This is a genomic window from Rheinheimera aquimaris, from assembly GCF_020531985.1.
Taxonomy (GTDB): Bacteria; Pseudomonadota; Gammaproteobacteria; order Enterobacterales; family Alteromonadaceae; genus Alishewanella; species Alishewanella aquimaris.
The window spans coordinates 1,028,952-1,052,880 of the sequence record NZ_JAJAVQ010000001.1 but is presented as its reverse complement, the minus strand read 5'-3'; the positions used below and the strand labels follow the sequence as shown (position 1 = coordinate 1,052,880).

Below are 23,929 nucleotides of genomic sequence, written 5' to 3'. Positions count from 1 at the left end.
TTCTTGATGTAAAAGTGACCGCTGTGGCGGTCACTTTTGCCATCAGGCTATCCATGTTAAGGTATGTCCCTTATAATCATTACTAATTTCCCAAAGCAGAAGTGGCTTTATGACTGAGTCAAAAACGCAAGACACCGCCCCGCGCAAGGGCATTTTCCTGTTACCTAATTTACTAACCACCGGTGGTTTATTTTCTGGTTTCTATGCCATAGTGGCATCAATGAACGGGCATTTTGAAGCGGCGGCAGTGGCCATTTTTGTCGCGATGATTTTTGACGGTCTCGATGGCAGAGTTGCCAGGTTGACGAATACGCAAAGCGAGTTTGGTGCCCAATATGACAGCATGTCTGATATGTTGTCTTTTGGTATGGCACCGGCTTTGGTGGCGTACAACTGGGGCCTGGCGGAGTATGGTAAGTTCGGCTGGCTGGCTGCGTTTATTTATGTTGCCTGTGCCGCACTGCGACTTGCAAGATTCAACGCCAATTTAAGTGTTACCGATGGCCGGTTTTTTCAGGGCCTGGCTAGTCCGGCCGCTGCGGCGATTGTTGCCGGCATGGTATGGAGCGGCAGTATCTACCAGATTGACGGTGATAATATCGGTTACCTGGTGGGTATTCTGACGATTTTGACCGGCTTACTGATGGTGAGTAATTTCCGTTATAACTCGTTTAAAGATTTAAACTGGCGTGACAGAGTATCTTTCCTCACCATTTTGCTGGTGGTGCTGGTGTTTGTCGTTATTGCAGCACGGCCGGCTGAAATGCTGTTTAGTATTTTCTTTATATACGCCTGCTCGGGGCCTATTACGACCATTCGTAGCGTAAGAAAGCTGAAGCTTGAACATGTGGTTGGCGATTCCAATGATGCCGACTTCGCTGAGCAGGATGCTGTAAAACCTGAAGATGATAAGCCAGCAGCAGAAGAGCAAAAAAACAACTGAAGCTTGCTGAATCAGCAATAAAAAACTCCGCTTTGGCGGAGTTTTTTATTTTATAGCTAATGAACTTGTCAGCCGAAGCTTTTGTTCAAATCAGCTATTTTTCCTGCCTGCTGCTGCAATGCAGTACTGTTATCCGCAACAATCTGAATATTTCCTAAGTTACTATTAGCAATATCTTGTATCTGCTCAACGCTCTGCTGCACTTCATGGGCAACGACACCCTGCTGGGTAGCAGCGGTCGCGATTTGCGAAGAAAGCTGGGCGATATGGTCTATCATACGCGAAATATCCGCCAGCTGCTGTTCACTTAGGCGGGTTTCATCGACGCATACTTCCACTTGTTGTCTGCTATGCGACATGACTTTACCCCAGCTGAGTAAGGTTTGCTGTATTTCGCCTATTGATTGTTTAATCTGCTCCGTTGCATTGTGCGTGCGTGACGACAGCGCTCTTACTTCATCAGCAACCACAGCAAAGCCTCTACCATGTTCCCCGGCCCGTGCAGCTTCAATAGCGGCGTTCAGTGCCAGCAGGTTGGTTTGATCAGCGATGCCCTGAATTTCGCTCATTACCGCACCGATGCGCTCGGCCTCAACCGCCAGGCCATCTGCCGTAGAGGCAGCACCCTGAACTTCGCTGGCCAGCTGCTGCACTGTTGTTGCCGTTTGCTGCATGGTGTTTTTAGCATTCTGACAGATCTGGTGTGTGTCACTTACCTGTTTATGTGTGTCTTGTGTGCGCTGCGCAATATCCTGCACTGTGCTGTAAAGTTGCGCCGTGGCGGTAGCGATACTGCTTAGCCTGTCATGCTGCTGATGGATACCTTGCTCCGTTAAATGCACGGCTTCTGCCTGTGTTTCGGCAATGATTTTCAGTGTTGCTGTGCTGTCTGTTGCGCGGCCCAGCACAGTGCGCAATCTTGCCTGGCTCATTTGTTGCTGGAAATCAGCAATACCATAAGGGCCAAAGCCTGAGTAAATCCAGCGCGAGACACTGTCAAAACGGGTTTTTGCCTGTTGCAGTTTAGCCGGGATCACAAACAACTCGTCATAGCAGCAGGCAAACCAAATTACAGGTAACAGCAAGGCCAGACTAAACTGCATACCGAATAGCGCAATGCCGCCACATACTGTCAGCAGTGTCAATACTGCTGCTACTGAGCGTTTTAACGCAAACTTACTGCGCCAGTCAGAAGGCTGTTTGCCTGCGGCGATTAACGGGTAGCTTTTGTTGGCCCGCTGAATAAGTTTGGCGTCCGGTTTTACCCTCACGGATTGGTAACCCACCAGCTTTTGCTGCTGATATATGGGCGTAACAAAGGCATCTACCCAATAGTAGCGGCCGTCTTTACAGCGGTTTTTCACCAAACCGCGCCAGGATTGCCCTTGTTTTAGCTTCTGCCACAGATCAGCAAAAGCTGCTGCAGGCATGTCCGGGTGCCTGACGAGATTATGGTTTTTGCCAATTAACTCTTCTGCGGTGAAACCTGCCACCTGACAAAATGCCGGATTAGCATAGGTAATAACCCCACGCAAGTCTGTGGTTGATACCAGTTCCTGTTCGGCACTGAAAGTGACTTCCTCGTTTATAACATTTTGGTTGCGTCGGTTCATATGGCCTATTTAATAAATGGTATATAGCATGAATGGTATATAGCGGCTGTCGATGCGGCTAAGTTTAAGTCACTGTTGCAATAATTGCAGCCTGCTATCAGTCGGTTTAACGCAAGTGCCGGTTAAGTGGACAAATATCTGATTGTTGAATTGCAAATAGCAGGCTAAATTAAAGCCCGGCCTTGAGTTTTACGTCAATGCCCCAACTTCAGCAGCAACCTGCAGCAAATAAGGAATTAACTTGGGCTCAAATTTACAACAACGCCTGGCAATGCTGAACTCAGCGCCTTTGAAACAAGCAATAACCGGAATTCGGCGCGGTATTGAACGGGAAACGTTGCGGGTAAAAGCCGATGGTAGTCTGGCCTTAACCCCTCATGCCAAAGCTTTAGGCTCAGCTCTGACGCATCCTTGGATAACAACAGACTTTTCAGAGTCACTGCTTGAATTTATTACTCCTGCGACTGATAGCATTGACACTACTTTGGCGCAACTTAGTGATATACATCGCTTCACGATCCGCAATATTGCCGGAGAACAGTTCTGGGCGGGTAGTATGCCGTGTTTTATCCAAAGCCAAACTGAAATTCCGTTTGCTCAGTATGGCAGCTCCAATGTCGGTAAAATGAAGACTCTTTACCGTAAAGGGCTGCACAACAGATATGGCAGCATGATGCAGGCTATCAGTGGCGTGCATTTTAATTTTTCTTTTTCCGAGGCTTTCTGGCAACAGTATCAGCAGGTATTGGCGCAAAGCGGGCCACTGCAGAGTTTTATCTCTGAGCAATATTTATCGCTTATCCGCAACTATAAACGTTACGTCTGGTTGATGGTGTATCTGTTTGGTGCATCGCCAGCGATGTGTCAGTCATTCCTGGAAGGGCGTCAAAGCCGCTATAGCTTTCAGACGCTGGGCAAGGGTACTTTATATTTGCCCTATGCAACATCGCTGCGCATGAGTGATTTAGGTTACACCAACAGCGCACAATCCAGCCTGAACATTACCTATAACAACCTGGATGAATATATTGCCGGGCTGCATCAGGCTATTAGTATGCCGTCAGAAGAGTATCGTAATATCGGTGTGAAGGTTGATGGTGAGTATCAGCAGCTGAATGCCAACGTGCTGCAAATCGAAAACGAGTTTTACTCCACTATCCGGCCCAAAAGAACAACAAAATCCGGCGAGCGGCCTACCTGTGCACTGGCTAAACGTGGCGTAGAATATATTGAAGTGCGTGCTTTAGACGTTAATCCGTTCAGCCCTGTAGGTATTACTGCTGAGCAAATGCATTTTCTGGACATTTTTCTGCTGTATTGTTTGCTGAAAGACAGCCCGCCGTTATCAGCGTCAGAGCAGACTGTGACAGAGCAAAACCTGAAAAAAGTAGTGACTGATGGCCGGCGCAGAAACCTTGATATTATTCAGGATGGCCAGCCCAGACTAATGCTGGATTGGGCGGAAGAGCTTTTTGCTGACATGATGCCGGTTGCGCAATACCTTGATTCAGCTTACACAACTGAACGCTACAGCAGTGCGATTAAGCAGTTTTACATGGGGCTGTTAGATCCGGCACAAACGGTATCCGGCCAGGTTCTGAATAATCTTATTGCTGCTCAGCAGGATAACGGTCACTTTATGCTGGCGCTGTCGGCCAGGTATCAGCAGCAGCTAGCCAACGAAGACTATCAGCATTACAACGAGCAACAGTTTACTGAGGCGGCAGCTCAATCGTTGTTGCAGCAGCAACAGATTGAACAACAAGACGACCTAAGTTTTGAGCAATATATTGCGCAATATTATGCCGAAGTGCCAAAGTGCGATAAAGCACAAGACGTCTGATGCGAAAAAAGCTGTTTGTGATAAAAGTGCAAAAAAAATCGGCTACCATTTGGTAGCCGTAAGTGATATCCAGGGAGAATAAAACTTGGTTGCGTCCGTGCACCTTGTTAGAATCAACCGGATGAAAAAAGTTCAGTTCCGTATTACACCGTTTTTATGTTGTAGCGTGTTTGCCGTTATTTTAACTGGCTGCGCTACGCCGCCGCCGAAAAACACCTCTAATCTATGTGAAATTTTCTACGAACATCGTGACTGGTATGATGCTGCCGCCAAGGTTAGAGATAAATGGGGCGTACCTATTCATGTGCCCATGAGCATCATGTATCAGGAAAGTAGTTTCAAACACAATGCCCGCCCGCCAATGCGCTGGTTTCTGGGGTTCATCCCGTACGGCCGGGCCAGCAATGCCTATGGTTATTCTCAGGCGAAAACAGTGACCTGGGATGAGTATGTCAAAGAGGCTGACAGGTTTTGGGCCAGCCGCGACAACTTTGATGATGCGATAGATTTTATGGGCTGGTATATCAGTAAAAGCCAGCGTTTAAACGGCGTATCAAAATGGGATGGCTATGCCCAATACCTTAACTACCATGAAGGTTGGGGCGGATATAAACGCGGCAGCTACAAGAAAAAGGCCTGGCTGGTTCAAACCGCGAAAAAAGTAGACAGCCGGGCGAGAATGTATGCCGGGCAACTGAACAAATGTGAAGAAGATTTAAAGCGTGGCTGGTTATGGCGCTTGTTTTTTGGTTGAGCAAGCCGCTTGAGGAAAAAGCCGGTTTCCCGGCTTTACCAATTAGTCTTTTTTCAAATGTGGCATCAAACGTACAGTTTTAATCATATTATCCTGCACATCGATCACTTCCATCGGATAGCCAGACAGCCTGATACTAAGGTTGCCCTGAGGAATTTCTTCCAGATACTCTAAAATCAGGCCATTAAGCGTTTTGGGGCCGTCTGTTGGCAGTTCAAGATGCATTTCCCTGTTCAAATCGCGCAGGTTAATACTACCGTCAATCAGATAAGAGCCATCAGGCTGTTTAACAATATCTTCGTTGCTGTCTTCTGCAATATCAGTAGTAAATTCACCGACAACTTCTTCCAGAATATCTGCCAAGGTCACCAGGCCCTGAATATCGCCATATTCATCAACTACCAGGCCAATGCGCTCTTTAGTACGCTGAAACTTATGCAATTGGGTATTAAGTGGCGTGCCTTCAGGAATAAAGTAAATTTCACTGACCGCCCGCATTAATGTCGCTTTAGTCAGCTGCTCTTTCAGCAATAAGCGCATTAATTCGCGCGGGTGTACAAAGCCGACGGCCTCATCAATACTGTCGCGATACAGCAAAATGCGGCTGTACTGCATGTTTGCAAGCTGGCGTTCTATGTCTTTCCAGTCATCGTTGATATCGATACCGACAATTTCATTGCGCGGCACCATAATGTCTTCAACGGTGGCATTTTCCAGATCCAGCACACCGACCAGCATGCTTTGGTGTTGTTCGGGGATCAGTGCGCCGGCTTCATGCACTACGGTGCGCAGCTCTTCGGCACTTAAGCTGTTGCCCTGATGTTTTTCCGGGCTGATGCCCATCAATGCCAGAATACCGTTAGTAATAAAGTTGACCAGCCATACTAAAGGATAAAAAACTTTAAGTAGCAGCTTCAGCAGCGCTGAACTTGGAAACGCTATCCGCTCCGGGTGCAGTGCCGCTATTGTTTTGGGCGTAACTTCGGCAAACACCAGTACCACCATCGTCAGCACCACGGTGGCAATCGCAATACCCAGATCTCCGTAAAGACGCATACCAATAATTGTCGCTATGGCTGATGCTGCGATATTAACCAGATTGTTGCCGATAAGAATCAGGCCTATTAAACGATCTGGCCGCTTTAGCAGCTCGCTTACCCGAATAGCACCCTTATGATTTTCGTTTGTTAAATGCTTTAAACGATAAGGGTTGACAGACATCATGCCTGTTTCTGATCCTGAGAAATAGGCAGATATGAATAGGAGCACGCCAAGAATGATAAATAGCGTACCCGTCGATATGTCGTCCAAGAGTTAATTACCTGTATTGCCAAACACCCGTACTTGATATTACGAAGTGCCTGTTGAGTCAAGGATTAAAGTGTATTTAACAGTACTTCGCGTACAAAACGGCTGCCAAAATAGCCAAGTGTTAACAGCGCGGCGCCTGCTATGGTTAATGTATTGGCAATTTTGCCGCGCCAGCCTTTACGGGCATGACCCCAACATAAGGTTGCAAACACGATAAAGCCAAGCAGGCTAAAAATGGTTTTATGCAGGTTTTCTTTTGCCAGCCAGTTATCCATAAACAGTGCTGCAACCAGCAACGCTAAACCAAGTAAAACAGTGCCTGCCAACAACAATCTGAACTGCAGTATTTCTGCCTGAACCAGCGGCGGCATATGGCGGGTCACGGCAGCAATGTTTTTTTGCTTTAACTTGTTGTTGATATAGCTCACCTGAAATGAGTACAACATTGCCATCATCAGAATGGCGTAAGCAATAAATGCCAGCGTAATATGCACCAGCAGACCAACGTTTTGTTCGAAGTGATGCAGTTGTACATTATGTGGCAACGTTAACACTGCCAGCTGTACCATGGCAGCAAAACCATACACAACCGGCAGCAGTAAAATGATCGGGGTACGCAGAGCTGTCAGTGTAACGGCAACAGTAATGAGCCAGCATACCAGTGAGCTGACATTCAGCAGACTAAAATTCTGGCCTTGTCCGGTAAAGAGCATATCGCCCAGCACCAATGCGTGTAACACGACACCAAGCACTGCGGCACTGAAGGTTGTTTTAAAATGCGGGCCTTGCGGATGAAAAATACGCAGCAATACTGAGCCGGTGGCAACCAGATAAGCAAGTAAAGCGAATGCAGTAAACAGTGCCGTGGACATCAGAGCTATTTCCTTTCATTTCGGTGGCTTGCTATTGTATTGCAACTTTAACCCGATGCCCAGTGTGATGCGCAACAGTTTCTTAACGGCTGCGCTGAACTTCAGTCTTTGATATAATCGGCGCCAATATCGCTGTAGAGTGAGTAACCATGTTTGAGAATCTGTCCGACCGTTTAAGTGCCACGCTAAAAAATATCACCGGCCGTGGACGTTTAACCGAAGATAATATTAAAGACACGCTGCGTGAAGTGCGTATGGCGCTGCTCGAAGCCGATGTTGCTTTGCCTGTAGTTCGCGACTTTGTTGCCACGGTAAAAGAGCGCTCAGTCGGGCTTGAAGTCAGTAAAAGCTTAACCCCTGGTCAGGAATTTCTGAAAATTGTCCGTAAAGCATTGGAAGATGCGATGGGCGAAGCCAACGAAGAACTTAAGCTTAATACTCAGCCGCCAGCGGTTGTGATGATGGCGGGCTTACAGGGCGCCGGTAAAACCACTTCTGTTGGCAAACTGGCAAAGTTCTTAACCGAGCGGAAAAAGAAAAAAGTTTTAGTGGTGTCGGCTGACGTCTATCGCCCTGCGGCAATCAAACAGCTGGAAACACTGGCTAAAGACATTGGTGTTGAGTTTTTTCCAAGTGATGTGTCGCAAAAACCGGTCGATATTGTCAATGCCGCTATTGCCCATGCCCGTACCCGTATCTTTGATGTGCTGCTGGTCGACACTGCAGGTCGTCTGCATGTTGACAGCGAGATGATGGATGAAATCAAAGCGCTGCATGCTGCAGTGAAGCCGATTGAAACCTTGTTTGTGGTCGATGCCATGACTGGTCAGGATGCAGCGAATACTGCTAAGGCTTTTAACGACGCATTGCCTCTGACCGGTGTGATTTTAACTAAAGCTGACGGTGATGCCCGTGGTGGTGCGGCGTTATCTATCCGCCACATTACCGGCAAGCCAATTAAGTTTATCGGTACCGGTGAGAAAACCGATGCACTGGAACCGTTTCACCCAGACCGCATAGCCTCGCGCATTTTGGGCATGGGCGATGTACTTGGCCTGATTGAAGAGCTGGAGCAAAAGGTCGATCGCGACAAAGCAGCCAAAATGGCGCAAAAAGTGATGAAGGGTAAAGGCTTCTCACTGGAAGATTTTCGCGAGCAGCTGGTACAGATGCGCGGTATGGGTGGCATGATGTCGATGCTGGATAAATTACCCGGGATGAAAAACCTGCCTGCGGGCGCAATGAATCAGATGGGCGACAAGCAGTTCGTGAAAATGGAAGCCATTATTAATTCCATGACTCCCAAAGAGCGCGAGTTTCCGGATTTGCTAAAAGGCTCGCGCAAAAAACGCATTGCTGCAGGTTCCGGTACCCAGGTGCAGGATATTAACCAGCTGCTGAAGCAATTTACCCAGATGCAGAAAATGATGAAGCAGATGTCGGGTAAAGGTGGCTTAATGAAGATGATGCGCGGCATGGGCGGCAAGCTGCCACCGGGTATGCTGCCTCCACGCTAACGATACTTAAAGCCCGCTGCCAGGCGGGCTATCACATTCAGATAAAGGCTGCCAAGCCGCGAAATGCCTTGCAATTCTGCTCTAAATCAGTAAAATGCTGCAGCCCTTCAGTCTGACTGGGGGCTTTGTTATTTTTGATAAAACCTGAACGATAAAATTAGAGGGCCTTATGGTAACTATTCGTTTACAACGTGGTGGCGCGAAAAAGCGTCCATTTTACCAAGTTGTGGTAGCGGACAGCCGTTTTGCTCGTGATGGCCGTTTTATTGAGCGCGTGGGTTTCTTTAACCCAATCGCTGGCGGTACTGAAGAGAAACTGCGTCTGGATCTGGATCGCGTTGAGCACTGGGTAGCACAAGGTGCTTCACTGAGTGAGCGCGTTGCAACTCTGGTAAAAAACGCTAAGAAAGCTGCTGCTTAATTAGCAAAAGGTCGTGTGGAGTAGTCAGCTTGAGTGAGAAAGATTTAGTCGTTCTTGGCAAATTTGGTGCAGTTTACGGCATCAATGGCTGGCTGAAAGTTAACGCTTACACCGACTTCCCGGAAGGGATTTTTGATTACACACCCTGGCAAGTTAAATTTCAGGGTAACTGGCAACCAATGCAGGTTTCTAGCTGGAAGCGCCATAGTAATGGCCTGATAGCGAAACTGGACGGCGTCAATGATCGCGATCTGGCGCAGCGTTATGTTAATGCTGAAATCGCCGTAGCAAGCCAAGCGCTACCTTCATTAGAAGAGGGCGAATATTACTGGAAAGACCTTATGGGGATGGCAGTAATTAACGAAGCAGGCTACCACTTAGGTGAAGTGAGCGACATGATGGAAACAGGCTCTAACGACGTTTTAGTGGTTAAAGCTAACCGTACCGATGCATTTGGTCAGAAAGAAAGGTTGTTGCCGTTTTTAATGGACACTGTCATTAAGAGCGTCGATCTAACCGAGCGTCGCATTATCGTAGACTGGGACCCGGCGTTTTAATGCCTGAGAACAATAAGTTGTGGGTTGGTGTGGTAACACTGTTCCCGCAGATGTTTGAAGCAATAACGCAATATGGGGTAACCGGCCGTGCTGTGAAGCAGGGAATTATGCAGCTGCAATGTTGGAACCCGCGTGATTTCACAACGGACAAACATCGCACTGTAGATGACCGGCCTTATGGTGGTGGCCCCGGTATGCTGATGATGGTGCAGCCGCTGCGTGACGCAATACGCGTCGCCAAGCAAGCTGCAGGAGAAGGTGTGCACACGGTGTACTTGTCGCCGCAAGGCCGCAAGCTGGACCAGCAAGGTGTAGCCGAACTGGCGCGACATTCTAAGCTGCTGTTAGTAGCTGGCCGGTATGAAGGCATTGATGAGCGCGTAATAGAAAGCGAAATTGATTCTGAGTGGTCAATTGGTGATTACGTGTTAAGTGGCGGCGAATTGCCCGCGATGACATTGATTGATGCAGTGTCACGCTTAGTACCAGGAGTGCTGGGGCATGAACAGTCGGCAGAACAGGATTCTTTTGCATCCGGTTTGCTTGATTGTCCACACTACACCAGGCCTGAAGTGTTATCAGACAAACAGGTTCCAGCAGTATTACTGAGTGGAAACCATGAAAATATACGACGCTGGCGTTTAAAGCAGTCTCTTGGGAGAACCTGGCTTAGACGACCAGATATGTTAAATCTCCTGGCTCTGACTGAGGAGCAACGACGGTTACTGGCTGAGTTTCAACAGGAATATCAGCAAGAGTGCCGGACGGGGCAGCAAGAAGACAGTTATTCCAGGTAAAGTGAGATTGTTATGAGCAAAGTTAGCCAAAACATTATCAAACAGCTTGAAGACGAGCAGTTAAAGCAAGACGTTCCAGCGTTCGCGCCGGGCGACACTGTAGTTGTTCAGGTAAAAGTTAAAGAAGGTGACAAAACCCGTTTACAGGCATACGAAGGCGTAGTTATCGCCAAGCGTAACCGTGGTCTGCACTCTTCTTTCACTGTACGTAAAATCTCTAATGGCGAAGGTGTTGAGCGTGTATTCCAGACGCACAGCCCGCTGGTAGACAGCATCACTGTTAAACGTCGTGGTGCCGTTCGCCGTGCTAAGCTTTACTACTTACGCGATCGTTCAGGTAAATCAGCGCGTATCCGCGAAAAGCTTAACTAAGCTACCCTTTAAAGGCCGACACTTGTCGGCCTTTTTTCTTTCTGGCATGGTAGTGCCATGACTATGCATACTTCCCCCCTGACAGAACCTGTTCTGAATTTATTGCAAAACCAATTGCTTAATCTGGTGTGTGAGCCGCAAGCTGTTGCCGACCAAGCTATAGAAGAGCAATATCTGCTGAAACGGCTTGGGCTGAAACTACATAGTGACATTGCGCTGAGTGACGATATGAACCGTTTTCAGCTGCATTTTGTGCTGTACCATCTGTTATACCGAGTGCAGCAGCAACTGCTGGATTTGCAGCAGGGCTATCTGAGTGTTGAACTGGCTAAAGTGCGGTTGTTGTCGGTGTCGCAAGCGCCTGTATCTGATGTTCACGATGGCAGGCGGCAGTATTACCTGAACTGGCAAAACTTCCATCACATGACCGAGCAACTGCTCGATCAGCACCTGAGTGCATTCTGGCAGCATTTTGCCGCACCACAATCAACCCGGTTGATGCTTAGTCAGGCCGAGGCTGAAACGCTTTTGCAATTGCCGGCACATTTTAATCTCGCGCAGCTGAAAAAAGCTTACCGTACTAAAGCGCTGCAGCTGCATCCGGATCGTGGTGGGGACGCACAACAATTTATTTTGCTGCGGCACGCTTATCAACAGCTGTTAGAGTTATTCTGATCTCAGCTGTAAATTAAAAAATACACTTTTTGCGGTGTAATATTTCTGCAGTTATCTTGATTTTATTGGCCTGTAATGGGTTGACGTTGCTTGCTTGGATCTTTATTATGCCAAAATTGTATTTTAAAGATTACGCAGTGTATAAATAAGTTTACGTAAGGGCGCGCTTAGCAAGTTCAGTGTTTTTACCTATGCTTAATGCCTGCAACACCTAGGTGGAGTTTTAGCATGAGCAAAATAGTAGATGATTTACGTATAGTGGCGGAAAAGCCGCTGAGCCCGCCGGCAGTACTAAAAAAAGTGCTACCGTTGTCAGAGCAGGGGGCCCAGTTTGTTCAGCACGCCCGCAATGATATTGCCAATATTGTGCATGGCCGTGATAAACGTTTGTTAGTGGTTACCGGGCCTTGTTCTATCCATGATCCGGTGGCGGCTATTGAGTACGCACAGAAGTTAAAGCAACTGCAGCTGGAATATGCAGACAGTCTGTACATAGTGATGCGGGTTTACTTTGAAAAGCCACGTACCACCGTAGGTTGGAAAGGTTTTATCAATGACCCGCATCTGGACGACTCTTTTGATTTGGAAACCGGCCTGACATGGGGCCGTGAACTGTTGCTGAAGATGGTAGAGATGGAGCTGCCTACGGCGACTGAAGCGCTGGACCCTATCAGCCCGCAATACATGTCAGATTTAATCAGCTGGTCGGCGATAGGCGCCCGCACTGTCGAGTCGCAAACACACCGCGAAATGGCCAGTGGCCTGTCGATGCCGGTTGGTTTTAAAAACGGCACCGACGGTAATTTGAATATTGCGCTTAATGCACTGCAATCAGCAGCCAGCGGCCACAGTTTTATTGGTATTAACCAGCGCGGCGAAGTGAGCCTGGTGCAAACAGCCGGTAACCCGGATGGACATATTATTCTGCGCGGTGGCGCTAAGCCGAATTATGACGAGCACAGCATCGGAGAAGCGCTGGCTAAGTTGGATAAACTGAAGTTACCGCGCGGCATAGTGGTGGATTGCAGCCATGGTAACTCGAACAAAGATCATAACCGGCAGGGCGAAGTGGCGCTGAACGTACTGGCGCAACGTCTGGCCGGCAATACCGCTATTATCGGTATTATGTTGGAAAGTCACCTGCACGCCGGGCGGCAAGACCTGGTTGATGGAAAAGCGGAAAAATATGGCGTTTCAGTAACCGATGCCTGTATAGACTGGGACAGCACTGCAGCGTTGCTGGCCAATATTCACCGGCAAATGCAGCCTGCCGTGGCGGCTGCCTGAGATGAGTGAAGCAGCTAAGCAGGCTTTAGCGCCTTTGCGGGAGCAGATAGACAGTATCGACAGTCAGCTGGTAGCGTTACTGGCTAAACGTGCGAAAGTTACTGCGCAAGTGGGTAAGATTAAGCAGCAATATGCGTTGCCGGTGTATGTGCCTGAGCGCGAGCAGGCGCTGCTTAGCGCGCGGCGTAGCCAGGCTGAATCTTTGGGGGTATCTGCCGATCTCGCCGAGGATGTGCTCAGACGCATTATGCGTGAATCCTATCAGACGCAGGAAAGCGGTTTTGTCTGCTGTCGTCAAGGCGGCGGTAAAGTGGTTGTCGTCGGTGGGGCCGGCGCGTTAGGTGCGCGTTTTGTCAGTTTATTTCAGCGCTCAGGCTATCAGGTGGTGGTGCTGGAGCAGCACGACTGGTATCAGGCTGAGCAGCTCTGTGCTGACGCTGCACTGGTGTTGATGGCGGTGCCAATTACGCTGACCGAACAGCTGATTAAACAATTACCACCCTTACCAGCTAATTGTGTACTGGCCGATATCACCAGTATTAAAGCGCAGCCACTTAGCGCCATGCTGGCTAAACATAGTGGTCCGGTTGTCGGGCTGCACCCGATGTTTGGCCCTGACATTACCAATCTTGTTAAGCAGGTTGTGGTGGTATGTCATGGCCGCGCCGAGAACGAATATCAATGGCTGCTGAAACAGCTCAATGTCTGGGGCGCGGAGTTAGCGGTTAAACAAGCAACAGAGCACGACAGCGCCATGCAACTGATTCAGGCGATGCGACACTTTTCTTCCTTGGTCTATGGTGTGCATCTGGCAGATGAAAACGCTGATTTAAACGAACTGCTGCAGCTAAGCTCGCCAATATACCGGCTGGAGCTGGCGATGGTGGGGCGCTTATTTGCGCAAAATGCCGAGTTATACGCTGATATTATGCTGTCATCCTGTGAGGTTGCCACGCTGTTAGAACGTTATCAGCAGCGTTTTACTCAGCTACTGGCATTACTGAAGGCCAAAGATAAGGCCGGTTTAATGGCGCAGTTTGGCAAAGGTCAGCACTACTTTGGTGAACTGGCAGGCCAGTTTTTGCAGGAGAGCAAGCAGCTACTGCAAAAAGCAGCGGATAGCCGCAGTTAACGTGAAAGCTGATAGAAGTCTGCTATCAGCTGCCATGCTTGTTCCGGTGTATCCGCATATTGGATAAGCGCTATATCTTCAGAACTTATCAGGCCTTCCTCTACCAGCATGTCGAAGTTAATCAGTTTTTGCCAGAACGCTTTGTCATATAAAATCACCGGTACCTGCACAGCTTTTTTGGTTTGGATCAGTGTCAGGGTTTCAAACAGCTCATCCAGAGTACCAAAGCCTCCCGGGAAGGCGACTAACGCCCGGGCCCGCTGCAAAAAGTGCATTTTGCGAATGGCGAAGTAGTGAAACTGGAAGCAAAACTGCGGCGTGATATAAGGGTTGGGTTGCTGCTCCTTCGGCAAAACGATATTCAGGCCAATGCTTGAGCCCCCGGCATCCATCGCGCCGCGGTTCGCGGCTTCCATTACGCCCGGGCCGCCGCCGCTGATAATGGTCATGGCGTTATCCGGTTTACAACAGCTGTAGCGGGTGACCAGCGCCGCGAAGTGCTGCGCCGCCGTGTAGTATTTGCTGTTATGCAGCTGCTTTTTGGCATGCTTCAAAGCCAGTCTGTGTTCCGCGCTATCTGTTTCTGTTACAGCGGCTTTTGCTTTAATCAGTAACGTTTTTGCCTGCTCTGTGCTGAGGAAACGGGCGCTGCCAAACACCACTATAGTGGCATTAATATTGTGCTGTTCCAGTATCAGCTGTGGTTTCAGGTATTCCAACTGCAAGCGGACATGGCGCAGTTCATCCTGCATCAGAAAATCATTATCGGCAAAAGCCAGCCGGTAGGCGCTGTTTTGTTTTGATGTTTCAACGGCCTGCATTGATTGTTGTGCAGAGGTCAGGTGACGCTCGTGTAATTGATGTGGATCGTCTGTCATTAATCTGCTCCGGTAACAGCGTATTTCAGCCTATAAAAGTTACAGCATAACGGTAAAACTAACATGTTGTTTGATATAGGCTAATCTTTAATGCTTAAGTTTGCGCTATAACCATTAAAACGTTATGACGAGGATTATCTTTATGCCACTTTCCGCCACACTGCAGTTTGTCGGGGCTGCTCAGCAAGTTACCGGCTCCTGTTACCTGATAAGAATTAACGGTAAGCAGATCCTGCTGGATTGCGGCATGGTGCAGGGGGCAGATCAAATTCGCGAATGGCATAAGTTCCGCTTTGCCTTTAAGCCCAAAGATATTGATCTGGTTATTCTGTCACATGCACATATCGACCACAGCGGCTTACTGCCCCTGCTGGTGGCGCGTGGCTTTGATGGCAAAATCATTTGTTCGCCAGGCACGGCTCAGTTGTTACCGGTGCTACTGAAAGACTCGGTGCATTTATATCTGAAAGACTTAGAGTGGCAAAATAAGAAAGCCGCCCGGGCCGGCAGAAAAATACAGGACCCGGTGCTATCCGTACAAGACGCTGAAAGGGTTGTGCAGCTGTGCGAAACCTTAGGCTATAAAAAGCGCATTACACCGCTGCCAGGATTAGAGCTGGAGTTTAGTGATGCCGGGCATATTCTAGGGTCTGCGATAATACAGTTATGGCTCAAAGGCCACAAAGCCATGCGTAAGCTGGTGTTTTCAGGGGACCTTGGTAACCCTGCCACGGTATTGATGCATGATCCCAGTGCCATTGGCGAGGCAGATATCGTGCTGATGGAATCGACTTATGGTGATCGCAATCATCAGAATTTAGACAACTCACTGGATGAGATGGCGCAGGCACTGGAGCAAGCGAATAAAGACGGTGGCAACGTGTTTATTCCGGCTTTTGCGCTCGGGCGCTCGCAAGAGATTTTATATTATCTGGCACAGTTGCATCATCAGGGCCGGTTAAAACAGCGGATGATTTTTCTCGATAGCCCGATGGCTATCAATATTACCAATATTTATAACGACTATCTGGAGTGCCTGGACCAGAAAGATCTGGCCGCTATTGGCTTTAAAAAAGGCATGCAGTTACAGGATTTATTGCCCATGCTGCGCCTGACAGAAAGTGTTGACGAGTCGATGGCGATCAACCGGGTAAGCGGCGGCGCCATTATTATTGCTGGTAGCGGTATGTGTAACGGTGGCCGCATTGTGCATCATTTAAAACACAATTTGTGGAAAAGTGCGAATCATCTTATTTTTGTTGGTTTTCAGGCGATGGGCACACTTGGCAGGCGCCTGGTTGATGGCGAGCGGCGGGTCAGGCTGTTTGGCCAGGATATCGTTGTAAAAGCCAAAGTGCACACCATTGGCGGTTTTTCAGCACATGCCGGTCAGGCAGAGTTATTGGCTTGGGCGCAAGCTATAGGCGGGCAACCTGATTTTTACCTGGTGCATGGCGAACCTGAAGCACAGCAGATATTGCAACAGAAACTTGCTGATGTGGGTATTAAGGCAAATATTCCAGCCAAGGGTGATGTTATTGAGCTGTAATGACACAGATGCATTTTGTTACTTTTTACACATAGGCATAGTGCAAATAGCACCTTATAGTGGTTAAACAACTTACCCTATACCCCAGGAACCACTATGCAAAAATGCCTTATGTTTATTGCGCCGCTATTGTTAAGTCAGGCCGTAATGGCCGGCGCTGCCGATATTTCCTCGCAGGTTAAAGTGCTGTGGCACGCGCAGGACTATACTGCTGCACACACTTTATTGTCGCCTTTGGTAACGAAAAAAACCAAGGACGCTGAACTGTTGGCGTTGCTGGGGCAAACTGAAGCACTATTGCACAACACCGAGCAGGCTGAAGAGCTACTGGAGAAAGCCGTTAAATATGATGCGAACAATGCCGACTATCAGCATTGGTACGCTACAGTCAGTTGTAATTTGGCGGCCGATGCCAGCATGTTCAGTGCCCTGGGCTACGCCAAGCGCTGTAAGAAGGCGTATCAGACTGCACTTGAGCTGTCACCGGATAACCCGCGCAGCTACATAGCGCTTGGCAGTTTTCTGAATCAGGCGCCAGGTATTGCCGGTGGTGATAAAGCAGAAGCCTTAAAGCTGGCGCAGAAATTAAAACAGCTAGATCCGCTGCAGGGCGCTTTACTGGCGTTGAACGCGTCTGATTTAACCGATGATGCGGTATTTACTGCGTTACTGGCAGAAGATGAGCTACTGAGCAAGCGACCTGAAAGCTACTTACAGCGCGGCGTTGCCTTTTCCCGTGCCGATAAACATGTCAAAGCAATCTCTTTATTTGAGCAGGCGCTGACGATGCCAGCAGATGATGATGAAGCCGCGGATGCAAAAGCGCAGGCACTGTATCAGATTGGCCGATCAGCGGTAAAAGGGCAGACTGATCATGATAAAGGTATCAGTGCTTTGCAGCAGTTTATTGAACAACAGCCCACAGCAGATAATATCGACTGGGCTAAATTGCGTTTGGGGCAACTGTATATCGCGCAACAGCAGCAGGATAAAGCCGAGCTACTACTTAAACCTGTACTGGCTTCTACCCAGGATAAGCAGCTAAAAGATGAGCTGCAAAAGCTGCTCTGATAAACTAAGGCCTGACTAATCTCATAATGCTGAGCATTTAAGCGGAATCGGTTTGCCCTAAGCCAACCGTCTCAGCCCTGGATGGGCTGAGAGGAGTCCCCAGGGATTGGGTTCACGGCGTGTTGGTGTGGGCAAACTGATGGCGCCCGCAAGTTCAACTGATTGGTATTAGACTAACTTCAGGCTTTTCTTATGAGCAGACCACAGCTTCACGCTATTCACCACGTTGCGATAATTTGCAGCGACTACAAAGCTTCAAAGCGGTTTTATACCGAACTTTTAGGGCTTAAAGTACTGGCCGAAAACTACCGCGCTGCGCGCGATTCCTGGAAACTCGATTTAGCCTTGCCCAATGGCAATCAGCTTGAGCTGTTCAGCTTTCCCAATCCACCGCCACGGCCCAGCCAGCCTGAAGCACAGGGGCTGCGTCATCTGGCATTTGTGGTAGATAACGTCGCAGAATTTGCCGATTACTTAACGCAAAACGGCGTTGATGTAGAACCCATCCGCACCGACGAGTTTACCGCCAAAGCTTTTACCTTCTTTCAAGACCCCGACGGCCTGCCGCTGGAGTTATATCAGCGCTGATTAACCTCAGGAAGCATTATTGCGCCCAGCAGCTTCACTGTAAGCTACAATCTTTACCGTTTCTTCAAAAAGGTTTCAACAAACTGGTTATAAGTAAGATGGTTTTGCTGCTAAATACCCGAGATAACAAAATCCAGTGCGGCGATAATTTCACTGCGATAGTCTGATAAATCGCCCGCTGCTGCGCCGAGCTGACGGCGATCAATTCCCGCCAGATCCTGTGTCATGGCAGTAAGCTGTTCGCCATTTAATGTCAGGGCCGGGTTAAGCCGGCTCAGGCTGATAGCGGCAACCAGTTTGGTGGGCGACAGCGGTATCACCACTGTAGTTTTCAGCTCGCTTAATAAGTCACTTTGAATATCCAGCAAATACGGATATTGCTTTTGCGTAACCGGGTTACTATTAGCGTAAGCGATAAACTGCGCCATTAAAATTTACTGACACTGTCACTAAAAGTGCCGTTCGTTTCAACAAACTGGTTGTAAGCTGCAATAGCGTCTTTATTATCGCTTAGCCATTTTGCACGCTGAGCGCTGCGTAGTTGCTCCGCTAACGCTAGCTCCAGCGTGGCGGACAGATTGATATTCAGGCCGCGAGCTTTTTCCAGTAAGTCGCTGTTTATACTTACATTGGTTGGCTTTTTGGGCGCCTGAGAGTTGTATGCACGGTTCATTGCGACACTCCATACCAGATTTGTGCATAGCTTATGCGCATAAAAGGTAAGGCGCAAGGTACATACTGTGATGCAGATTTGGTTAGACAGGGGCTTCAGGCCCCTGTCTAACCAGCTTATCAGCCGGCAGTAACCTGGGTTGGTTCTATATCCTCACTGGGATAACAGCCTAATACCTTAATAAACTTGGTAATTTTATTCAGCTCTTCCAGTGCGCGGGTCATGGCGTAATCGCTCAGGTTAGCGAATACGTCAACGTAAAACATTTCTTCCCACGGGTTGCCGTTTATCGGCCGTGATTCCAGTTTTGCCATGCTGATACCGTGCTGTTTAAGTACCAACAATGCATCTACCAGTGCACCTGGCTGCTGGCCGGTATACATAATAAAGGTGGTTTTTGCCGGTATGGCTTTGGCCACGGTAACAGGTTTACGTGCCACGACAATAAAACGGCTGACGTTATCTTTCTGGTTAGCTAAATCGCGGGTAAGTACTTGCAAACCATACAACTGGCCGCCTTCTTCGCCACCTATGGCAACGACAGTCGGGTCTTGTTGCTGTTTAATACGGGTGAAAGCATCAGATGAGCTGTCACAGTATTCAATTTTCACTTGTGACAAGCCTTGCAGGTACTGGCTGCACTGCGCAATAACCTGCGGATGAGCACACACCTGGCGGATTTTGCTTAAATCGGTGCCTGGCAAACCCAGTAAACAATGCGCGATAGGGTGGGTCAGTTCGCCGACGATAGATAAACGGGTATGCTGCAGTAAATCATAAACTTCGTTGATACTGCCTGACGAGGTGTTTTCTATTGGTAACACAGCGTAGTCGGCGTGGCCGGTTTCTACTGCCTGCACAATTTCATTAAAGCTGTCACAGCCCTGTTCAATAATGCGCTCGGCGCGGCGGGTGAAGTATTTTTGGGTTGCCCAGTAACTGTAAGATCCCTGACCACCCAAAAAGGCTACCCGTACCGCCGGGCTGTCGGTACCGTTAAGCTGGCCCTGAATTTTTGCCTGTTGCTGTAGTACCGAGTCTTCAATGATCACATGATACAGCCGGGTAACGTACTGGGCGTCTAATCCTAACGGTTTGCCCTGGCTTATCAGAGACACCAGCAGTTCCTGCTCACGTTTTTGATCGCGTATCGGTTTGTTCTGTGCCAGCTTGGCATCAGCTACGGCCAACGCCAGCTGGCGCCTTTTGGCTAATAGCCCCAGCAGTTGCTGATCGGTATCGCTGATGGCGTGACGTATTTCATCCAGTTCCATGTTTTATATCTCAGGTTGTGTGCTAAACAGGTAAAAAAAAACCTCCCACAAGGGGAGGTTTTCTGGTTTTACTGCGCGCGCAGCTTACCGCCTCCCATATAAGGTGGTAAAGCTAAAAAAGCTGAGTGCGCTAAATACAGTTTTCATGGCTGCTAACATAGTCCGTCTGGATGGCTAAAGTCAACCCTGTGGGGTTAGCAACAGCTGATATTTTTTCTCACCCGGTAAAAAGGGCAACGCAACCTCATTTAACCAGTACTGATGATCGGCCCGGTAAAACGGCGACAGCGGGTGGCCGGACTGGCCTGCCGGTATGGTCAGTATACCCAGTTGTTCCTGTCCTGGTGCGACGACCATGCGCTCTGACTGACCAAAACCGGGCAACTGTACACGGGGCATATGGCGGTCGCCGTTCATCGGTGTTGCCGGCATGTTCAGCCAATCACCTAATAGCGGAATGGCCGATGCCAGCGGATGCTGAATTCTGGCTTCGTTCAGGGCGCCCCAGTGACTTTGCGCTAAGCTGCCGTATTGTTGTTCCAACTCTGTTTTGCTTTGCAGTACTGCTGCAAGCAACAAGGCTGGCCAATCGCTAAAGCCCGGCGGCAAGGTGTCCGGGCGCCGATGTTGCAGCAGCTGCCACATCGGTGCTTCCAACGGGTATTTTAAATCCTGACTGCGTGCGCCATGCTGTTCCAGATAAGCCGATAGCGGAGCAAACTGTAGTTGCAGTAATTGCAGGCGAAAGGCTCTTACCAGACTGTAGCCAACATCATCGACCGCAGCGCGCTGCGAACTGCTGACAATATACTGGCGGTAAGACTGCAACTGATGCTGCTCTACGGTTTCACTGTCCAGCACTTCCAGTAACAGGTCACGCCAGCGCTGCAGCATCAACGCGCGATTATCCAGCTGGATTTGATGCAACGCCTGCTCATCAGCGTGTTGCAGTGCATTCAGGCCCTGATGGATCTGCCAGCCCCGGGCGCCTAAATCGTAACCGCCGTTACCAATCAGCTGATAGGCCTCACCGCCAATCATTCTGGCGTTGGCTGTCCATAAGCGCTCACTGCCGCTAAGCTGCGGTTGTTGCTCCGGGCTGTAATAGCCAAGCCAGCCCTGGCTGCCATCGCTCCAGTCCTGCGCGGTATCAAAGTCATTCAACTGCCGCTTTGGGATAGGGCCTATAATGCTCCAGCCAATATCACCGCGGCTATCAGCAACCAGCAAGTTTTGCGCAGGTACACCCACTTTCGGCGCCAGTTGCAACGCTTGATCTACAGTCTGTGTTTGTTCCAACTGCATTAAACGAAAATTCACCGCAATATCGTCATACGCAACCCAGCGCAGCGCATAAAGCGGACTATCACCAAACTGCACTACCGGGCCCCACTGGGTTTCTGTCAATTCAATGGTTTGATCGGCCTGGCCGGCAATTTTAATGGTCTCATACAGATTTATCAGTGGCTTGTAACCATCAGGAGTAAGGTAGCGTTTACCATCTTCGGATAATGTCAGCGCGACAAGGTCATGCCAGTCGGCAGTGCTGTTGGTAAAGCCCCAGGCCAAGGCACCATTTGAACCGGCAACAACGGCAGGTGCGCCGGGCAATGTCAGGCCGGTTACGGTGTGCATGTTGCCATTTTCGCGCCAGTTGAGTTGGGCTTTGTACCAGGTGCCCGGTACACGGATCCCCAAATGCATATCGTCAGCCAGAATAGCGCTGCCATGCGACGTTAAACTGCCGGCAACGGCGAAGTTATTACTGCCGATATCAGCGCTGTCCATCAACAGGCAGTTATTACAGGCCATATCTGGCTGACGTAGTAGTGACGGGTAGTCAGATTCTGGCAGATTAACCGGCTCAATCCGGCTACCATCGAGGGCAGCCTGCCAGACATCGGAATGCTGTTGTAAAAACTGATACCAGTCGCCCGGCAGCGCTTGCTTGAGTACCGTCATCGCATAGTCGTCGCGGCCCAGCCTACTTTGTAAATCCAGATACATCGAGTAAATGACTAAAAAGGAATCTTCGTCTTGCCAACTAGCTGGTCTTTGGCCCAGCAGCAGGTATTCAAAAGGTTTCAGCGACAGTGCACTCAGACCTTCATTAACACCTCGGCTGTAGTCTGACAGCAAACGATGCTCAGGTTCAGGCAGCGCGGCTAATGCCTGTCGGGCGCGTTGGCGAAAGCGATGTTTACGCAAGTTTTTATCCGCATTTAACGCCCGCTCACCAAATAATTCAGCTAATTCGCCTGCGGCATTGCGCCTTAAAATATCCATCTGAAAAAAGCGTTCCTGGGCATGAGCAAACCCCAGCGCAAACGCTGCATCATTGCGGTTGGCTGCATGTACGCTCAGGTAGCCAAGCGCATCGCGCTCCAGCCGGGCAGTATTATTTATACTGCTGCTAAGCGTGCCGTTATAATCCGGCAAACTGAGGTACAGCAGGGAATAAATTGCCGCAGCCGATAAGGTCAGCAGCAATACTAAGACGCTAAGCAGCCATTTCCACCAATTCATCTTTGCTCTTCTCTGGTATAAAATCAAAAACTTAGCATAACGGAGACCAGACACAATGTCACAGAAAGTAAAAGTATGGGACGTCGCTGTACGTTTTTTCCACTGGAGTCAGGTGTTGCTGATTGCAGCACTTTGGTATACCGGTGAAGAAGGCCTGATGGCCCAGCATCAGCTGCTGGCCTATACCTTAGCTGCGCTGGTTATTGCCCGCTTGATATGGGGTGTTATTGGCAGTGAGAGCGCCCGCTTTAGCCGTTTTGCTGCAACACCGGTTGCAGCCATACATTATTTACGCCACCCGGTTGCCGTGGCCGGACACAATCCGGCGTCGTTTTATATGATAGTGTTGCTGCTGCTACTTGTTAGCATTCAGTTAGTCAGTGGGCTGGCTACTTTTGATAACAGCTATCTTAGTGACGGGCCCCTGGTCAGCATTTTACCCGGCAGCTGGGTGGAGATAGCGTCTGATATTCACAGCATTAATATTAATATTCTGCTGGCGGCCATTGGGGTACACATTGTCGCGGCGCTGTGGCACAGCGTGCGGCTGCACAATGTACTGGCAGTGATGCTAACCGGCAAAGACGCTATTACAACTGAACAAAAACCTAAGCTTCGCAACAGTACTGTATTTTTTATTGTGTTTGCCGCTGTACTGGCTGTATTACTGTGGTGGCAGGGCGGGGCATTGTTGGCGCTGCTGTGAGCAGCAGCACCGGGGGCTTACAAGCTTAGTTTTTATAATCGTCGTGACAGGCTTTGCAGTTACGGGCGAAGGTACCAAAGGCCTTGCGTAAAGCGGCCTGATCGCCGCTGTCTGCCGCCAGTTGTAATGCTTTGGCGTCTGCTGCCAGCTTTTCACCACGGCTATTAAAATCCTGCAGATTTTGCCATATTGCCGCTTTAGCGTCACCGCCACCCTGTTCTGCGCCAGGTACACTAAACGCTTCCCACGGCAGGGTCGTTAAGGTGGCCAGTGCGGCGGCGCGTTTGCTGGCACGCGCTGCATCGTAGCTTACATCCCCTTTTAACATATCTGAGATATCAGCCATGTTATGACGGATCATCTGAAAAGCAGCTTGACGGTAGGTAATGCTGTCTTTGGCATCAGTAAAGGCGCTGCCGGCATAAGCTGCAGATGTCAGTGACAGTAATAAAGCGGCGAGCAGGGGTTTTTTCATTGTATCGTTCTCTTTTGATGAATTTACATGCAATAATGATGAGGTCGTATCTTAACAGAAAGCGATATCTTGCCAATAATCATATAGTTTTAGTA

The 23,929-nt window shown here is 49.1% G+C and carries 24 protein-coding genes; 15 read left to right on the top strand and 9 right to left on the bottom strand.

Annotated elements, in window-relative coordinates:
- Positions 1 to 109: 109 nt before the first annotated feature.
- Positions 110 to 943 (top strand): CDP-diacylglycerol--serine O-phosphatidyltransferase, encoded by an 834-nt coding sequence (gene pssA / locus LHL18_RS04835; RefSeq protein ID WP_226765983.1) that lies wholly within the window; start codon positions 110 to 112, stop codon positions 941 to 943.
- A 68-nt stretch (positions 944 to 1,011) separates the two neighbouring features.
- Here the strand turns inward: pssA and LHL18_RS04830 are convergent, their stop codons facing one another.
- Positions 1,012 to 2,556, bottom strand: a complete 1,545-nt coding sequence (locus LHL18_RS04830) for a methyl-accepting chemotaxis protein (protein WP_226765982.1) — start codon at positions 2,554 to 2,556, stop codon at positions 1,012 to 1,014.
- A gap of 241 nt (positions 2,557 to 2,797) precedes the next feature.
- On the opposite strand from LHL18_RS04830, the gene gshA reads away from it, so the two are divergent.
- Complete coding sequence (gene gshA, locus LHL18_RS04825) at positions 2,798 to 4,399, top strand: glutamate--cysteine ligase (protein ID WP_226765981.1); 1,602 nt, start codon at positions 2,798 to 2,800, stop codon at positions 4,397 to 4,399.
- Positions 4,400 to 4,520: 121 nt separating this feature from the next.
- Entirely contained in the window at positions 4,521 to 5,153 is a 633-nt protein-coding gene (locus tag LHL18_RS04820; RefSeq protein ID WP_134059564.1) for a transglycosylase SLT domain-containing protein, read from the top strand.
- Positions 5,154 to 5,195: 42 nt separating this feature from the next.
- On the opposite strand, the gene LHL18_RS04815 is transcribed toward LHL18_RS04820, so the two are convergent.
- Together LHL18_RS04815 and LHL18_RS04810 are read right to left on the bottom strand one after the other, a co-directional pair.
- Positions 5,196 to 6,464: an HlyC/CorC family transporter gene (locus LHL18_RS04815; protein ID WP_134059561.1), complete on the bottom strand. Its 1,269-nt coding sequence runs from the start codon at positions 6,462 to 6,464 to the stop codon at positions 5,196 to 5,198.
- Between the two features lie 65 nt (positions 6,465 to 6,529).
- Entirely contained in the window at positions 6,530 to 7,336 is an 807-nt protein-coding gene (locus tag LHL18_RS04810) for a cytochrome C assembly family protein (protein WP_226765980.1), read from the bottom strand.
- Between the two features lie 149 nt (positions 7,337 to 7,485).
- Between LHL18_RS04810 and ffh the strand changes: the two genes are divergently transcribed.
- From ffh to tyrA, 8 genes are all read left to right on the top strand, one after another.
- Positions 7,486 to 8,853, top strand: a complete 1,368-nt coding sequence (ffh, locus tag LHL18_RS04805) for a signal recognition particle protein (protein WP_226765979.1) — start codon at positions 7,486 to 7,488, stop codon at positions 8,851 to 8,853.
- A gap of 169 nt (positions 8,854 to 9,022) precedes the next feature.
- Entirely contained in the window at positions 9,023 to 9,274 is a 252-nt protein-coding gene (rpsP, locus tag LHL18_RS04800) for a 30S ribosomal protein S16 (protein WP_134059552.1), read from the top strand.
- A gap of 29 nt (positions 9,275 to 9,303) precedes the next feature.
- Complete coding sequence (gene rimM / locus LHL18_RS04795) at positions 9,304 to 9,831, top strand: ribosome maturation factor RimM (protein ID WP_134059550.1); 528 nt, start codon at positions 9,304 to 9,306, stop codon at positions 9,829 to 9,831.
- Positions 9,831 to 10,628, top strand: coding sequence for a tRNA (guanosine(37)-N1)-methyltransferase TrmD (trmD, locus tag LHL18_RS04790; protein WP_404817927.1), 798 nt, complete (start codon positions 9,831 to 9,833; stop codon positions 10,626 to 10,628). The genes rimM and trmD overlap by 1 nt, the downstream gene beginning before the upstream one ends.
- 12 nt (positions 10,629 to 10,640) lie before the next feature.
- Positions 10,641 to 11,000, top strand: a complete 360-nt coding sequence (rplS, locus tag LHL18_RS04785) for a 50S ribosomal protein L19 (protein WP_134059544.1) — start codon at positions 10,641 to 10,643, stop codon at positions 10,998 to 11,000.
- Between the two features lie 57 nt (positions 11,001 to 11,057).
- Complete coding sequence (locus LHL18_RS04780) at positions 11,058 to 11,675, top strand: DNA-J related domain-containing protein (RefSeq protein ID WP_226765978.1); 618 nt, start codon at positions 11,058 to 11,060, stop codon at positions 11,673 to 11,675.
- Between the two features lie 228 nt (positions 11,676 to 11,903).
- Positions 11,904 to 12,962: a 3-deoxy-7-phosphoheptulonate synthase gene (locus LHL18_RS04775; protein WP_134059538.1), complete on the top strand. Its 1,059-nt coding sequence runs from the start codon at positions 11,904 to 11,906 to the stop codon at positions 12,960 to 12,962.
- Between the two features lies 1 nt (position 12,963).
- Positions 12,964 to 14,094 carry a bifunctional chorismate mutase/prephenate dehydrogenase gene (gene tyrA, locus LHL18_RS04770; RefSeq protein WP_226765977.1) on the top strand — a complete coding sequence of 377 codons (1,131 nt, stop codon included), beginning with the start codon at positions 12,964 to 12,966 and terminating at the stop codon, positions 14,092 to 14,094.
- Here tyrA and LHL18_RS04765 read toward each other — a convergent pair.
- Positions 14,091 to 14,972 carry an LOG family protein gene (locus LHL18_RS04765; RefSeq protein ID WP_226765976.1) on the bottom strand — a complete coding sequence of 294 codons (882 nt, stop codon included), beginning with the start codon at positions 14,970 to 14,972 and terminating at the stop codon, positions 14,091 to 14,093. The genes tyrA and LHL18_RS04765 overlap by 4 nt on opposite strands.
- Before the next feature lie 142 nt (positions 14,973 to 15,114).
- Between LHL18_RS04765 and LHL18_RS04760 the strand changes: the two genes are divergently transcribed.
- From LHL18_RS04760 to gloA2, 3 genes are all read left to right on the top strand, one after another.
- Complete coding sequence (locus tag LHL18_RS04760; RefSeq protein ID WP_226765975.1) at positions 15,115 to 16,521, top strand: MBL fold metallo-hydrolase RNA specificity domain-containing protein; 1,407 nt, start codon at positions 15,115 to 15,117, stop codon at positions 16,519 to 16,521.
- 96 nt (positions 16,522 to 16,617) lie between these two features.
- Positions 16,618 to 17,592 carry a tetratricopeptide repeat protein gene (locus tag LHL18_RS04755; protein ID WP_134059526.1) on the top strand — a complete coding sequence of 325 codons (975 nt, stop codon included), beginning with the start codon at positions 16,618 to 16,620 and terminating at the stop codon, positions 17,590 to 17,592.
- 192 nt (positions 17,593 to 17,784) lie between these two features.
- A complete protein-coding gene (gene gloA2, locus LHL18_RS04750; protein WP_134059523.1) occupies positions 17,785 to 18,180 on the top strand; it encodes an SMU1112c/YaeR family gloxylase I-like metalloprotein in 396 nt (131 codons plus the stop codon).
- A gap of 110 nt (positions 18,181 to 18,290) precedes the next feature.
- Here the strand turns inward: gloA2 and LHL18_RS04745 are convergent, their stop codons facing one another.
- The 4 genes from LHL18_RS04745 to LHL18_RS04730 form a co-directional block, all read right to left on the bottom strand.
- A complete protein-coding gene (locus LHL18_RS04745; RefSeq protein WP_134059520.1) occupies positions 18,291 to 18,608 on the bottom strand; it encodes a CcdB family protein in 318 nt (105 codons plus the stop codon).
- Positions 18,608 to 18,853, bottom strand: coding sequence for a type II toxin-antitoxin system CcdA family antitoxin (locus LHL18_RS04740; RefSeq protein WP_134059517.1), 246 nt, complete (start codon positions 18,851 to 18,853; stop codon positions 18,608 to 18,610). The genes LHL18_RS04745 and LHL18_RS04740 overlap by 1 nt, the downstream gene beginning before the upstream one ends.
- A gap of 119 nt (positions 18,854 to 18,972) precedes the next feature.
- On the bottom strand, positions 18,973 to 20,127 hold the full coding sequence (locus LHL18_RS04735; RefSeq protein WP_134059514.1) for a chorismate mutase: 1,155 nt from the start codon (positions 20,125 to 20,127) through the stop codon (positions 18,973 to 18,975).
- Between the two features lie 180 nt (positions 20,128 to 20,307).
- Positions 20,308 to 22,653, bottom strand: coding sequence for a penicillin acylase family protein (locus LHL18_RS04730; RefSeq protein ID WP_226765974.1), 2,346 nt, complete (start codon positions 22,651 to 22,653; stop codon positions 20,308 to 20,310).
- Positions 22,654 to 22,708: 55 nt separating this feature from the next.
- Between LHL18_RS04730 and LHL18_RS04725 the strand changes: the two genes are divergently transcribed.
- Positions 22,709 to 23,359, top strand: coding sequence for a cytochrome b/b6 domain-containing protein (locus tag LHL18_RS04725; protein ID WP_226765973.1), 651 nt, complete (start codon positions 22,709 to 22,711; stop codon positions 23,357 to 23,359).
- Between the two features lie 25 nt (positions 23,360 to 23,384).
- Here LHL18_RS04725 and LHL18_RS04720 read toward each other — a convergent pair whose 3' ends face one another.
- Positions 23,385 to 23,834, bottom strand: coding sequence for a c-type cytochrome (locus LHL18_RS04720; protein ID WP_226765972.1), 450 nt, complete (start codon positions 23,832 to 23,834; stop codon positions 23,385 to 23,387).
- Positions 23,835 to 23,929: the final 95 nt, after the last annotated feature.